This is a genomic window from Aquiflexum gelatinilyticum, from assembly GCF_024741135.1.
In the GTDB taxonomy this organism is placed as follows: domain Bacteria; phylum Bacteroidota; class Bacteroidia; order Cytophagales; family Cyclobacteriaceae; genus Cognataquiflexum; species Cognataquiflexum gelatinilyticum.
On the sequence record NZ_JANSUY010000002.1, the window covers coordinates 217,160 to 232,162 of the forward strand.

Here is a 15,003-nt window from a genome sequence, read left to right on the forward strand (position 1 = left end):
CATTAGCAGTTTAAAAGTAGGGTATTTTTTTGAATGAAACCAGGTGGGGAGTGGGTAAAAGGTTGGAAGTTTGAGGTCGGGAAGGATGGAAGAATGATGTTTGGGAGTTGGGGTGAGTAGGAAGCTCTGGGATGCCGGTCAATGAACGGAAAGCAATAGCATAAACAGTAATTTTGGGATGGCATTATTCCCTTTCTCTTTGATCCATTCTGTCAATCTCTTTCTGTACTTCGGCGATTAATTGTTGCTCTGTGCGGAGGTATAATTGGTATTTGATAAGTAATGATGGTGCGCTCAAAATCTTTCTCGCAATTAGCAGCTACCTGTCTTTAAATTCATCCTATTCAAAAATTGAGGCTTTGATAGTCAGATTCCAAGGGAAAAATCCGAAATTGATGTTTGCATTTATTTACAACCCAAAAGACCATGAAATATTCCATCGTATTTTCGTTTTTTATTTTGATTGCCATTTCCTGCACCCAACCCAAAAACACCATGAAAGCAAACAGTTCGATAGAAATTCTAGATGAGGCAGCGTTGAGTTTGATAAATCCTGATGCACAGATCGAAGTCATTTCTCAGGGCTATGCCTGGACTGAAGGGCCACTTTGGCTGGAAAAAGAACAGAAGTTGTTGTTTTCGGATATTCCCAACAACTCCATATTTCAGATTGATGCAAAGGGTGAAACAAGTCTTTATCTGAAACCTTCGGGCTATACAGGAGATGCTGCCCGTGGCGGAGAGACAGGTTCCAATGCCCTGATTTTGGATCCGCAGGGGAATTTGGTGCTCTGCCAACATGGAGACCGCAGGATGGCAAAGATGAATGCGCCTTTGGATCAGCCCAAAGCAGATTTTGTCAGCATTGTGGATAACTATCAAGGAAAGCGCCTCAACAGCCCCAACGATGCCATCTATGACAAGGCGGGAAATTTGTATTTCACCGACCCACCTTATGGCTTGGAGTTCAATGTGGATGACCCGGCGAAGGAATTGGATTTTCAGGGAATCTATTGCCTCAAGACTGATGGGGAACTATTGCTTGTGGATTCCATCTCTAGACCCAACGGCATCACTTTTTCCCCTGACCAAAGCAAATTGATTGTCGCCAACTCCGATCCTGAACATGCGGTGTGGTACCAATATGACATTGTGACCCCGGGTGTGGTGGAAAATAAAAAGTTGTTTTTTGAGGCAACATCATATGTAGGAAAAGAAGGCTACAACGGACTTCCTGACGGGATGAAAATGCACAGTTCCGGAAATCTGTTTGCAACAGGACCGGGAGGTGTTTGGCTTTTTGATGAAAACGGGAAGGCTTTGGCTAGGATTGCGACTGGGGAAGCTACCTCTAATTGTGCTTTCTCTTCGGATGAAAAGACGCTTTATATTACGGCGGATAATTATGTGTTGAAAATGGGGTTGAAGTGATTCTTTTCCCACAAAGACACTAAGGCACGGAGGGATCATAAATACCAATCACCCAGAGACGCAAGGCGCAAAATAAGAGAGAATGTGTCCCGCGAAGGCGCAAAGAAAAATGTTTGAGGTGACTTAAAAGGTCAAGAAAATTTAAAGGCTCAAGAACTAGACCATCTACTTAATTAAGATAGGCTTAAACCTTCGACCGAAAAAAGACGTCTTTAAGTGATCTGTTTAAAGCCATGAAAAGAATCTCTCAGCTTTTATTGTTCTTAATAGTTTCTTTACTATTTGTTTCCTGTTTTACGCCTAGAGCAAGCTACTCTAAAAAAGTTAGTGAACCTTCCAAGCCGATTAGCAATTTTCTAATCCTGTATTCTGTTCTTCATGATGATTTATTGGACTTGGGAGAACAAAATTATAATACCTATCTCAATGGAAAATTCAACAATTTAGAAGATAAGGGTTTCCGTGACAATTTGGTAAATAAGTTTTTAGAATTAGGAAGGGGAACTGATTATCGGGAAATTTTCGAGGATTTCCGTGCATATGATTTTTCGGAATTCAACATTCGATTACAAAATAAAGGGGTCGAGTTCATATTGCTTGTTACACAAAAAAGTTACGTGCATAATGAGGAACTTTCCGATGTCATCAAATATCAGGTTTACTTTTTTGAGTTGGGGAAGGAAGAACCTATTTGGGTTTCTTATGGCTTCACTAATGTTTTTGCAGGAAAATTAGCCAAAGGAATTCTAGTTAAATTAAAAGAGGACAAGTTGCTTTGACCAATTTTTTTGTCCAAATAACAATACAAAAAAAAGCCCCCTTTCGGAGGCTAATTTTTCAATATTCTCGTCACTTGTATCTAAATAAGGGTAAAACCTTCGAGGTCAAAAAAGACCTCAAAGGTTATTTGACATACTTTTCGAGCCATGTATTCATTTCCCAAAGGGTATGCAAAATGGATTCTTTGCCTGCATAGCCATGGCTTTCGTGAGGTAGGAAAACCAATCTGGTTGTTGCGCCGTGACCTTTGAGTGCATTATAATACCGTTCGGACTGGATGGGGAAAGTACCGGAATTGTTGTCCGCCTCTCCGTGGATCAATAAGATCGGGGTTTTTACCTTGTCGGCATTCATAAATGGCGACATCACATTGTACACCTCAGGTGCTTCCCAATAGCTGCGTTGCTCATATTGGAATCCAAAAGGTGTCAAAGTCCTGTTGTAAGCGCCACTTCGTGCGATTCCTGCTGCAAACAAGTTGGAGTGAGAAAGTAAGTTTGCTGTCATGAAAGCCCCATAAGAATGTCCGCCTACAGCGATTTTTTCGCGGTCTCCGATGCCCTGACCCACGATGTAATCTATCGCTGCTTCCGCATTGGCCACAAGTTGCACCACAAAAGTGTCATTTGGTTCATCGTCCCCTTCCCCGACTATCGGCATTTCTGTTTGGTCCATGATCGCATATCCCTGCGTCACCCAATAGATAGGAGAGCCCCAACTCAATCTGGTAAACTGGTATTTGGAACCGCGAACCTGTGCAGCGGTGGCTGCGGATTTGTATTCCCTAGGATAGGCCCACATCAATACAGGAAGTCTTCCGTCTTTGGCAGGGTCATAACCTTCAGGGGTATAGACCACGGCAGATAAGTTGAGTCCGTCATTTCTTTTGTAGGTGACGAGCTGCTTGTTGATGCCCTTGATGGATTCATAAGGATGGGCAAAGTTGGTAATCTGCATCGGGGCGATGCGCTTTCTAGTATTGACCAACCAATAATTGGGTTGGATATCGGTGCTTTCTTTAATGGTGATAAATTCTGTGGCGTCGGCATTGAGGACTTTGGCTACCCTTTCGTAATAGGGGGCTTGGCTCCTCCAAATGATTTTTTCAGTTTTGGTTTTGGTATTGAAAGCTGAAAGATAAGGCATACTGCCCTCGGGACTGCCCCCTTCGGAGGTCATAAATACATCGTCTCCTTTTCTCAGAATCACATTTTTGCCAAATGCATTGGTTGTAAATACAGGATTTCCCGGATCGTTGTAGATATCATCTGAGTTGCGCTCGATGATGACAGCGCCTTTTTCCCCCGGTTTGGAGGGATTGATGACAGAAACCCTTTCCTGTCTGCTGGCAAACCATCTTTCGTTCAAAAGGGCAAAATTGTCGTCTGACCAAGAAATGCCTCCAAATCTATAGCCAATGCTAGCCAACTTTGTTGGTGTGGCGGTAAAAGGAGCGTCCAAAGTATAGATGATTTCTCTTTCCTCCATTTTGACTTTGGGGTCACCGCCGTCCTGTGCTTCGGTCCAATAAAGGAAAGCTCCTTTATCTGCCCTCCAATTGATGGCTCTTGGTCCTGTAACCGTGGCATCAAAGCCTGTTGGCCTGACTTCATCCAAAGGAATTTGGGCCAAGGTTTTGACTTTATTGCCTTTGCTGTCCCAAATCTCCACATCATAGGGAAAACGGGAAGCGGGAACAAGGTAGGAGAAAGGTCTTTTGATCAGTTCCACAAGGATATAATTTCCATCAGGAGAAAGGTCAACAGAAGAAATCAAGCCTGAGGGACCTACCGCTTGTTTGCCTCCACTTAGGTCCACCAACATCAACTGCGAATCCATGAAGTAAGCAAACAATGCCTCATCATAAGAGTTGGTCAAGAGATCCTGATAGGTACGTGAAGGAGCAGCATTTCCTGAAGTTTCCTGAATGATAGGTCCTGCAGGGGCAAGTGGGGCTTTGGGCATGTTGCCTCGGCTTGGGTTGACTGCTTTGAGAAGTATTTTATTATCCGGTGTCCAGGTGATGGCATTTCCATAAACGCCGTTGACAATTTCGTCAGTTAGTTTTTTGGCTTCCAAATTGCTCAAATCCACTACCCAAAGGCTGATGCCGGTGTTGGAGGTATGGGTCATTGCCACAAATTTTTCATCCTTGGAAAGGGAGAAATTTCCCAATCTCGGGGAAGCAGGAAGGCCTTTGATGTCCTGTTCCATACCGGAACGGGTGTTTTTTAATTTTACATTTTCCACATATCCTCCACGGCTAGGGCCGTTGGTGGCGGGATTGATACGGATCCCTGCAATCCTCAGTTCGGGCTGTGCAAGTTCTTCGATGGATGGGTTTCCGGCCCGCTCGAGCAACAACATAAATTCTCCCGATCTGCTAAAACTCGCCTGTGGCGTAATCGGTGCATTGACCAAATCAGCGATGGCTTTGGGAGGCGTCTGATAAGTTAAAGCATTCTGTGCATGGGAGGATATGACCTCTCCAAAACCACAGAGGGTCAAAACCAGAATAAATCGGTATATTTTTTTCATAATATGAAAGTTGATTTTGGTCTAAAATAAGGCAAATCCATGTAACAAAAACTGCTTTTGGGCTTTTTGGTTTGAATTTGGGCTGAATGGGGAAAAAATTCAGAATGATAAATTAAGAATTAGGAAATGAGGAGGGTTATAAAAATGATTTTTCAGTAAAAAAAGGACATAAAAAAAAGGTGTCTTTAGGACACCTTTTTTGTTCTGTTAAACACAAACGATACATTATTTTCCTTCAGCACCGATAGAAATCATGGCACATCTGAATCCAATATGGTTGGTAGCAGAGTCCTGATGGATAAATCTTCTAGTACCCGGAGCAAGCCAATAAGCCATATCTCTCCAAGAACCTCCTTTGTAGACTCTATAGTTATCATCGATCAAGGTAGTACCATAAGTTTCAGATTCGTCAAAAATTCCGTCTTTTCTCAATGGGTTGAGGTCATCAAAATCCTGATAAGAAAGTGGTCTGTAAACGTCCTGAACCCACTCGTTGACATTTCCTGCCATGTTGTACAATCCAAAATCATTTGGTGGGAAATCATATACGTTGGTTGGGATGATTTCACCGTCATTGGTGCGGCTACCTGCAATACCTGCATAGTCACCTCTTCCACGCTTGAAGTTGGCTAAGAAGTCACCTTGCTTACCCTGTCTTTTAACATTATATGGGTTTCTGACACCTCTGCCATCCCAAGGATAGATTCTTCCAAATTCCTGATTTTCGTCCATATACTGTACGCCGATCATAGCCTTGGCTGCATATTCCCATTCTGCCTCACTTGGCAATCTGTATTCTGCAAAGGCTACCCCTCTTTCAATCAGTTGGTTTTTTGTAAGTGAACTGTCCAATTCATTTCTTTCTCTCACCAAGTTGGATACAAATTCTGTCCTCCACTTGGCATAGGTATTTGCCTGAACCCAAGATACGCCTGCTACAGGGTAGAAGTTGAAACCGGGAAATCTGAAATAGTAAGTATCATACACATCATTATAGGACAATACCCCACCCCAAACTCCTTCAGCAGGTTCCAATTTTTTGATGGAATCGGCAGAAACTTTCTTTTTCATGTCGAAAAGGAATTCCCTGTAGTCATTGTTTGAGATTTCTGTTTCGTCCATGAAGAATGATGCAATGGTCACAGTCCTTTCGGCGTTATCCCTGAAAGCCATGACATCCTGTTCCTGAGAACCCAAAACAGCACGACCGCCTTGGATAAATTTCAAGTTTGGACCTATTTCCTGCTTTGCAAGTCTGGTGACGACAAAATTAGAACTGTCATTAGCATCGAAGCTATATTCCGCACCCGTTGTCGGGCTGGCCTTACCCGGTTTGGCAGCTGTTCTTCTGCCGTATCCCGGAGTTTTGTTACAAGACGATAGCAGCGCTCCTGCTACAAGCAACGCTGAAGCCAAAATTAAACCTGCTTTATTTTTCGCAAAAACCATAATATTTAACTGTTTTTAACCCTCAAATAGAACGCTAATATATAATCAATAATATCTTTATCACAATAATTTTTTTGACAAGTCCCTGATGGTGAAATAGGTTTTATGCAAGATTGTTAGAAATAATGCAAATTATTTTTCAGGAAAAGCAAAAATGATCTTGTTAAAAATTTTCAAAATTTATGCATTTTTCATCTCTTCAAGCCATTTTTTTGCTTTTTCAATGCTTTTCACTTCACTGATGATCAAAATAAGTCTGTTTTTAGCCTCTTTGATCTTACAAAGTTTGCCGTGCTTTTGGATGTAAGCAAGGATCTTACCAAATGTATCTGATTTGAAATACTTTTCCTTTTCTGAAGGAAGGAAATAGCATTTCATAATCTCTCCTTTGAGTACGAGTTTTTCAAATCCCAAGTTTTCCGCAATCCATCTCAGTCGGACAGTTTCAAACAAATCCTCTACAGGGGATGGGATCGGACCAAACCTGTCCCTGACAGATTGGATAAAGGTCTGAAGCTCCTCTTCTTTTTTGATGTTGTCCAACTTGGCATAAAGACTCAGCCTTTCAGATATATTGCTGACATAAGATTCCGGAATCAACAATTCCAAATCTGTCTCTATCACGCAGTCCTGCACCAAAACTTCCACCTTTTCTTTCAGGTCTACTTCAAAGAGGTAGGCAAACTCATTTTCCTTCAATTCCTGTACAGCCTCATCCAATATCTTATGGTACATCTCAAATCCCAAATCGGTGATGAAACCGCTTTGTTCGGCCCCAAGGAGGTTTCCTGCACCACGGATATCGAGGTCCCGCATCGCGACTTTGAAACCATCACCCAAATCCGAGAATTCTTCCAATGTCTGTAATCTCTTCCTTGCCTCTGCCGTCAATCCCGAAGTCGGAGTGGTCAAAAGGTAACAGAAAGCTTTTTTGTTACTTCTCCCCACACGTCCCCGCATCTGATGGAGGTCACTCAATCCAAACATATGAGCACGGTTGATAATGATGGTATTGGCATTTGGAATATCGAGTCCGGATTCGATGATGTTGGTGGACACCAAGACATCATATTCTCCCTCGATAAATTTCACCATGATGTCTTCGAGCTTTTTTCCATCCATCTGTCCATGTGCTGCAGCTACACGCGCATCCGGCACTAACCTCAAAATAAGGTTAGCGATGGAATCAATCTCCCCGACACGGTTGTGAACAAAGAATACCTGTCCACCTCTTTTCAACTCAAATGATATGGCATCGCGGATGACTTCTTCTCTGAAGGTATGGATTTCAGTAGTGACCGGCTGTCTGTTTGGTGGCGGGGTGGCAATGACTGACAAATCCCTTGCACCCATTAAAGAGAAATGGAGTGTCCTTGGAATCGGCGTGGCGGTTAAGGTCAATACATCCACATTGACTTTCATTTCTTTGAGTTGGTCTTTGACTTTTACTCCGAATTTTTGTTCTTCGTCAATAACCAAAAGTCCAAGGTTTTTGAATTTGATGTCTTTGTTGACAATCCTGTGCGTGCCGATCAAGATGTCTATTTCTCCTGTAGCCACTTGGGCAATGATATCCTTGATTTCTTTGGCTGACCTGAATCGGTTGATGTATTCCACCTTGACAGGAAAATTGGTCAGCCTTTCTGTAAAAGTATGGAAATGTTGCATGGCCAAAATGGTGGTAGGAACGAGCACTGCTACCTGCTTTCTGTCATTCAAAGCTTTGAATGCTGCACGGATGGCCACTTCTGTTTTACCAAAACCTACATCCCCACAGACAAGTCTGTCCATCGGATAAGGTTTTTCCATATCGGATTTGACATCGATGGTGGCGGATGCCTGATCCGGGGTATCTTCAAATACGAAGGAACTTTCCAATTCCACCTGCATGACCGAATCTGGAGAAAACCTGAAACCGTTGGCCCCTTTCCTTTTGGCATACAGCGCAATCAAATCCTTGGCAATGTCTTTGACCTTGCCTTTGACCTTCCTCTTTTTATTTTCCCATTCGGGACTGCCGAGTTTTGACATGGCAGGCATTGTCCCTTCCTGTCCGGAGTATTTGGAGATCTTATGGAGTGAATGGATGTTGACAAAAAGCAGGTCGTCATCCCTAAACACCAAGCGTACTGCTTCCTGGGATTTGCCATGGACATCGACTTTTTCCAATCCCGCAAACCTTCCTACACCATAATCTATATGGACAATAAAATCTCCGGGGTGCAAAGTCCTCAATTCCCGAAGTGTTAGGGCTTTGGATTTACTTGATTTGGCTTTGGTCTTATACCGGTGAAAACGCTCAAAAATCTGATGGTCTGTATAGCAAGCAATGGAAAGGGACCGGTCCACAAATCCTTCGCGTAGACCGATTTTCAGGTATTGGACTTTTAATGTGGGGTCAAGTTCATGGAAAATGTTCTCCAATCTTTGGATCTGCTTGTCACTTTCGGAACAGACAATGTTGAGCATCCCTGTTTTTTCATTTTCGACCAGATTTTGGACAATCAGGTCAAAATTCTTATTGAATGAAGGTTGGGGCTGAGCGTCAAACTTGGCCGAGACAGCATTTTTCAGGTAAAATTTATTTCCAAATTCAACTTTCCCAAATTTCGAAACCTGGGTAATGAATGCTTCTTCTCCATCAAATAAGTCCTCAGGTTTGAGCAGCAACTTTTGATTGGAAGTACGGCTGACAATCTGGTCAAACTGGTTTTTGGCTTTTAGGAAATTTTCTTCAATTACATCAAGGGTATATTGATAATCCTTGAACCAAAGCATGCTTTCATTTGGAAGAAAATCTAAAAAAGACTGTCTCTGTTCCTGAAGCAATTTGGTCTGCACATTGGGAATCAAGCTGATGTGGTCCAAAGACTCCAGGGAAAGTTGGGTTTCGGGGTCAAAAGTCCTGATGCTTTCTATTTCTTTGCCAAAGAGTTCAAGCCGGTATGGAAGGTCATGTGCATAAGAAAACACATCCAAAATTCCCCCTCTAATGGCAAACTGACCGGGTTCAAAAACAAAGTCAGTTTTCTCAAAATCATAGGTACTGAGCAATTCGGCTATAAACGCTAGATCCACTTTTTCGCCCACAGCTGCTTTGAAGGTGTTTTCTGTCAGAGATCTTTTGTTGATCACCCTTTCGTAAAGCGCCTCTGCGTAGGTGATGATGATCGGGTTTTGAACTTCCCGAGCGAGAAGCTTATTTAATATTTCAGCCCGTTGCAAGACATTGGCGTTTTCCACCTCATCATACTGGTAGGGTCTTTTGTAACTGGAAGGGAAAAAGAAAATTGTTCCTTCTCCTAAGAGTTCCTGAAGGTCATTGTTGATATAGGCTGCCTCTTCTTTGTCATGGGCAATAATGAGGTGACTTCCGCCAAGGGATTTGAAAAGGACTGAAAAAAGTAAACTGTCCAAACTTCCCGACAAACCTTTGATCTGATGGTTGCCTGATTTGTCTTTGAGTATGTTCTGGGCAATGGTCTGTACAAAAGGATCCTTTTCGTAAAGAGCAACAAATGCGTTTTTTTCCAATTCTGTGGGTTTGGCTAATGATGGACAAAGTTAGGAATTTGATTTAGAAACCTATTCCTACTTCTGTTTATGAAATTGTAGTCTATTTGGATGAACCTATGGCTTATTTAAATGTTTACTGAAATATAACTTCATGACACATGGAAAAAACAAAGGAAAGCTGGCTACAAAGGGTCGAAAAAATGCATCCCTATCAGACCATGATGTATTTGGGAATGTTTGGCAGTGGGTTGATTTTCCTTTTTTTGACAGTAGCCTTTTTGGCTTCGGGCACCGGATATTTTGAGCAATATGGCCACAAGATTCCTAAAGCTTTCATTTTGAGTACTTTTGTTATTCTATTTAGTGGTTACACTGTTTCCAAGCTATTAATTTATTTCAATGAAGAAAATCTGGAAAAGCTCAAATCCAACCTCGTATTGACAGCCATACTTGGGGTGATTTTTACTGTCTTACAGTTTTTTGGCTGGCGGGAACTGACAATGATGGGAGTGGATTTCAAGGGTTTGCCAAGCGGGAGTTTTCTATATATTTTGAGTGGTATCCATATTTTCCACCTTTTGGGGGTGATGATTTTTTCGATAATCATGCTGGTTCAATATAATCAAAACGGAAAAAGCGAAATACAGCAGATCCTGATGTTGACCAACCCATTTGAAAAGATGAGGATCAGACTTTTTACCACCTATTGGCACTTTATGGATTTGATCTGGCTGGTACTCTTCCTGGTTTTTGTACTAACTTTCTAAAAATTTGTGGTATTTTCGGCTAAATCGACGTTAAAGAAAGCATCATGAATGAAAACAAGTATGAAATAAATATTGACCCGGACTGGATAAAAAAGTATGCAGGCAAAATAATCGGTGGGTTTTTATTAGTGGTTGCCATTTTTACAAGCACCAAAACAGTCGGGCCTGAAGAGGAAGGTGTCGTGGTTTTGCTGGGCCAATATAATAGGACTGTACAGCCTGGTCTGAATTTTATACTGCCCTTTGGCATAGAAAGCATGTATAAAATCCCCGTTCAAAGGCAACTTAAGCAGGAATTTGGATTCAGGACAGTCAAAGCAGATCAGCGTACAGAATATGAAAAAGGGACTTTTGGAGACGAAAGCATGATGCTAACGGGTGACCTCAACCTCACCGATGTAGAATGGGTCGTCCAATATAGGATTGTGGATTCGTACAATTACCTGTTTAGAGTGAGAAATGCTGAAAAGACACTCAGGGACATGTCCGAAGCAGCGATGAGAAAAATTGTAGGTGACAGGACAGTCAATGAAGTATTGACTGTGGGCAGACAAGAAGTCGCCACAAGTGTAGAAGTACTGCTTCAGGAAATGTGTGACGAGTACCAAAACGGAATCCGAATCGATCAGGTAGTTCTTCAGGACGTCAATCCACCGGAACCTGTGAAACCTTCCTTCAATGCTGTCAACGAAGCACAACAGGAAAGAGAAACATTAACCAACCAAGCAGAAGCAGAATACAACAGGGTAATCCCCCGGGCCAAAGGAGAAGCCGAAGAAACCATACAGCTAGCCGAAGCCTATGCATTGAACCGGGTCAACCGGGCCAAAGGTGAGGCTGACAGGTTCAACAGTCTTTTTGATGCGTACATCAAATCTCCTGAGGTAACCAAGCAGCGGATCTATCTGGAAACAATGGAAAAAGTACTTCCCAAAATCGGGAACAAAATAATCGTGGATGATAAGGGAAACAATATCCTTCCACTGCTCAACCTTGACAAAGCTAAAAAAATCAACCCATGAGAAATAGACAAACCCTCACCTTGGTATTTTTGGCTATCCTTATTTATACCTTATATAGCAGCATTTTCATTTTGGATGAAACCAAGCAGGCCATCGTCACACTTTTTGGCAAGCCTGTGGGTGAACCACGGACAGAAGCGGGTCTGAATTTTAAAATCCCCTACTTCCACAAAGTACAGTATTTTGACAAAAGGTACCTGGAATGGGACGGAGCGCGTAATCAGGTTCCTACCAAAGACAAAAAATTTATTTTTGTCGATACTTATGCCCGTTGGGAAATCACTAATCCCCTTCAGTTTTTTATCAGGCTGAGAGACGAACGGTCTGCACAGTCTAGGCTGGACGATATTTTGGATGGTGAAACCCGAAATGCCGTGGCAAGCCATGACTTATTGGATTTGGTGAGGTCTTCCAACAGGGATCCCGAAATCACGGAGGAGTTTATGGAACAGATAGAAATCCTGGAAGACATCAATGTAGGCCGTGCTAAAATAGAAAAAATTGTGTTGGAAAAGGCCAATGAAAGGACAGCTGACCTTGGAGTCCGGGTTTTGGACTTCAGGTTCAAAAGGATGAATTATGTAGATGAGGTAAGGGACAGGGTTTATGACCGGATGATCAGTGAAAGGAACAGGATAGCAGACCAATTCCGGTCTGAAGGACAAGGAGAGGCTAGAAAAATCGAAGGAAACAAAGAAAAAGACCTTGCAGAAATCCAATCAGAGGCATTCAAAAAAGCAGAGGAAATAAAAGGCCGGGCAGATGCAGAAGCTACCAAAATCTATGCTGCTGCTTATAACCGAAGCCGGCAATCCGTAGATTTTTATAAATTCATCCGGTCTATGGAAAGTTTTGAAAAATCCCTTGATGAAAATACCACCATCATTCTTTCATCGGATTCCGAGTTTTTCAGGTATCTAAAAAAAGTGGATTAAGGGATTTTTAAGCGCAGTACAAAACAAATGAACACATTTTGGACTTAGGTCTAGGCATGAAAATCAATATTGAAACTGCTGTCGGACAAAACTACCTTCAAGTCAAAGAAGGTTTTGATGAATCCCTGTTTACCAAGCTTAGTCCACCTTTCCCTCCTGTAAAGCTCCTGCGCTTTGATGGATCAAAAAAAGGCGATGAGGTAACATTAGAACTGGATTTCATCGTATTCAAACAAAAATGGACAAGCCTGATCACTGAAGACCGTACTGATGAGAATGAATTCTATTTTGTGGATCAGGGAACTGAATTGCCGTTTTTTTTGAAAGAATGGAAGCATAAACACAGGATTATAAAAAACGGGTCAGGATCCATCATCAGAGATGAAATCACTTTTAGTGCAAAACCGGGATTTTTGGGAATACTTCTTTACCCGGCGATGTACCTTCAATTTTTATACAGGAAACCCATTTACAAAAAATACTTCAAGACCAAGTCTTAAGCCAAAGACAGGTTATCACAGTTTTGGATCTGGCAGTCTCCATACAAAACCAAAGAGTGACTGGTAATACCTGACTGAAATTCTTTTCCCATGGCATCTTTGATGGAATTGATCCTTTCGTCAGAAAATTCCCTGATTTTGCGGCATTGATTGCAGACATGATGGTCATGATGCTTGTAAGTCAAGGCTTGCTCATAAAGTGCGACTTTATCCTTAAACTGGTGCTTTACTGCGAGTCCGCATTCTACCAAAAGGTCCAAAGTATTGTATATCGTGGCCCTACTGATGGTATAGCCTTTGTTCCTCATCAATAAAAAGAGACCTTCAACGTCAATATGTTCGTCTTGAGGCAATGCATAAAGTTCATCCAAAACAGAATACCTCTCAGGGGTTTTTCTGCTTCCCTGCCTTAACAGGAAGTTTTCAAAAATTTTTTTTGCTTTTTCTACAACTGATAATTCTGCCATATTGAATTGTACCAAAAAATAAAGATGGAGTATTTTTTAGATTTTATCAATTATACTAAGCCATGATTGATTTTACAAAGCCTTATTTAATTTCAGTCCTGATAAAAATTTAAAGAATAGAGGCCACCAAAAATTTAGAAATAAACAAAAGACGAATGAAATGTATTTATGCTTATATTAAACGACATATAGACCCGAAAAAACGATCAAATTTACTGTGCGCCGGTTATTTCTTCTTATTCTGATTTTTTCCTGCAACATTTTTGCAAATGTTGCTCAGGTACCTGGATTCTATATGAGGGAAAAAAGCAAAAAAGTAGAACTGCCGATAATAGTATCCAATAATCTGGTGGTGATTCCACTCTCTATCAACAATGGTCCTCCCGTGAATTTTCTTTTGGATACAGGGGTCAAAACCAATATTCTGTTCAGCAAAACTTTTGGAAATTATATCGGGCTGAATTACACAAGAAAATTAGATTTGGTAGGAGCAGATGGACAGACCATCCTGACTGCCTCTGTATCTCCAAATAATTATATAGACATGGGTCCATTGGAAGGAATCTACCAAACCTTGTTGGTCTTGGATGAGGATTTCATGGAACTTGAGCAAGTCATCGGGATTCCGGTATTTGGGGTTATCGGCTACGAATTTTTCAAATACAACCCTGTCAAGATTGACTATGACAAACAAAAAATCACTTTCTATGCTGGTGAAATGATGAAAAGAAAGCCATTTGGCTATAAGAAAGTTGACATCAAGCTAGATAACAGTAAACCCTATATTAAGGGTGAAGTAAAACAGGTGGCAGGTTCAGAAATAGAAACCAAACTTTTGATCGATATCGGAGCCAATCACGGTCTGCTGTTAAACAGGGAAACAAGTGACAAGATTTTCCTGCCAAAAAACCATATAGCGAGTGATTTGGGGAGGTCTCTTGGTGGGGATCTGTTCGGATACGTGGGCCGGACGTTTCTATTGAATATCAACGGGATCAAATTCAAAGATGTGATCACTTCTTTTCCTGAAGAGACAGAATTCAGCTATGTAATCCGAGAGAGCGGAAGGCAGGGAAGCATTGGCTCTGAGATTTTGGGAAGGTTGACCGTGATAATGGATTACAACAGGGAGAAAATGTACATCAAAAGGGGAGACACATTTGCTGTACCCTTTGAGTTTGATATGAGCGGGATTACTCCTAGGCTTATGCCTTCGGACGAAAAAGTGATTTTTGTAACCCAGATTAGGGAGGGATCTCCGGCATATGAAGCGGGAATCCGGATGAGGGATGAGTTCCAGGACATCAATAACATACCGATTGATTTTTGGGAGCTTCCGGATTTGATCAAATTGTTTCGCTCCGAAGAAGGCAGAGAGATCAAAATCACGATGAAGCGATATTTGGGTGATGACTCATCGGATTTTGAGATCAAAGAGTTTAAATTCAAGCTTAGAAGACAGATTTAATATTTGTTATCGATATTTCAAATTTTTCATTTTTAAAGTTGTTAGCCGAAGAATCGTATATTTGGATGAATGTTTTTAAAGTTGGGATGTCAAAATAGGAGACAAACTCAATGAATTCTTTGATTATTTT

Annotated in this window: 11 protein-coding genes; 7 read left to right on the forward strand and 4 right to left on the reverse strand. The window is 41.6% G+C overall.

All coding sequences use genetic code 11. The features are described 5' to 3' along the window. The first annotated feature begins 426 nt into the window (after positions 1–426). Both NU887_RS04850 and NU887_RS04855 read left to right on the forward strand, forming a co-directional pair. The gene (locus NU887_RS04850; RefSeq protein WP_258422232.1) at positions 427–1,431 is read left to right on the forward strand and encodes an SMP-30/gluconolactonase/LRE family protein; all 1,005 of its coding nucleotides are present in this window, start codon (positions 427–429) and stop codon (positions 1,429–1,431) included. 233 nt (positions 1,432–1,664) lie between these two features. Continuing rightward, positions 1,665–2,210 carry a hypothetical protein gene (locus tag NU887_RS04855; protein WP_258422233.1) on the forward strand — a complete coding sequence of 182 codons (546 nt, stop codon included), beginning with the start codon at positions 1,665–1,667 and terminating at the stop codon, positions 2,208–2,210. 124 nt (positions 2,211–2,334) lie between these two features. Here the strand turns inward: NU887_RS04855 and NU887_RS04860 are convergent, their stop codons facing one another. From NU887_RS04860 to mfd, 3 genes are all read right to left on the reverse strand, one after another. Next, positions 2,335–4,749: an alpha/beta hydrolase family protein gene (locus NU887_RS04860; protein ID WP_258422234.1), complete on the reverse strand. Its 2,415-nt coding sequence runs from the start codon at positions 4,747–4,749 to the stop codon at positions 2,335–2,337. Between the two features lie 225 nt (positions 4,750–4,974). Continuing rightward, positions 4,975–6,198, reverse strand: a complete 1,224-nt coding sequence (gldJ, locus tag NU887_RS04865) for a gliding motility lipoprotein GldJ (RefSeq protein ID WP_258422235.1) — start codon at positions 6,196–6,198, stop codon at positions 4,975–4,977. Between the two features lie 180 nt (positions 6,199–6,378). After that, on the reverse strand, positions 6,379–9,732 hold the full coding sequence (gene mfd, locus NU887_RS04870; RefSeq protein ID WP_258422236.1) for a transcription-repair coupling factor: 3,354 nt from the start codon (positions 9,730–9,732) through the stop codon (positions 6,379–6,381). Positions 9,733–9,872: 140 nt separating this feature from the next. On the opposite strand from mfd, the gene NU887_RS04875 reads away from it, so the two are divergent. From NU887_RS04875 to NU887_RS04890, 4 genes are read left to right on the forward strand one after another with little or no spacing between them, the layout of a single operon-like run. Further along, complete coding sequence (locus NU887_RS04875) at positions 9,873–10,481, forward strand: cytochrome c oxidase subunit 3 (RefSeq protein ID WP_258422237.1); 609 nt, start codon at positions 9,873–9,875, stop codon at positions 10,479–10,481. A gap of 44 nt (positions 10,482–10,525) precedes the next feature. Next, complete coding sequence (gene hflK, locus NU887_RS04880; protein WP_258422238.1) at positions 10,526–11,503, forward strand: FtsH protease activity modulator HflK; 978 nt, start codon at positions 10,526–10,528, stop codon at positions 11,501–11,503. Beyond that, complete coding sequence (hflC, locus tag NU887_RS04885) at positions 11,500–12,438, forward strand: protease modulator HflC (protein WP_258422239.1); 939 nt, start codon at positions 11,500–11,502, stop codon at positions 12,436–12,438. The genes hflK and hflC overlap by 4 nt, the downstream gene beginning before the upstream one ends. A 56-nt stretch (positions 12,439–12,494) precedes the next feature. Next, on the forward strand, positions 12,495–12,938 hold the full coding sequence (locus NU887_RS04890; protein ID WP_258422240.1) for an SRPBCC family protein: 444 nt from the start codon (positions 12,495–12,497) through the stop codon (positions 12,936–12,938). On the opposite strand, the gene NU887_RS04895 is transcribed toward NU887_RS04890, so the two are convergent. Next, complete coding sequence (locus NU887_RS04895) at positions 12,935–13,405, reverse strand: Fur family transcriptional regulator (protein ID WP_258422241.1); 471 nt, start codon at positions 13,403–13,405, stop codon at positions 12,935–12,937. The two genes, NU887_RS04890 and NU887_RS04895, sit on opposite strands and share 4 nt — an antisense overlap. 217 nt (positions 13,406–13,622) lie before the next feature. Between NU887_RS04895 and NU887_RS04900 the strand changes: the two genes are divergently transcribed. Next, complete coding sequence (locus tag NU887_RS04900; protein WP_258422242.1) at positions 13,623–14,873, forward strand: aspartyl protease family protein; 1,251 nt, start codon at positions 13,623–13,625, stop codon at positions 14,871–14,873. Positions 14,874–15,003 lie beyond the last annotated feature (130 nt).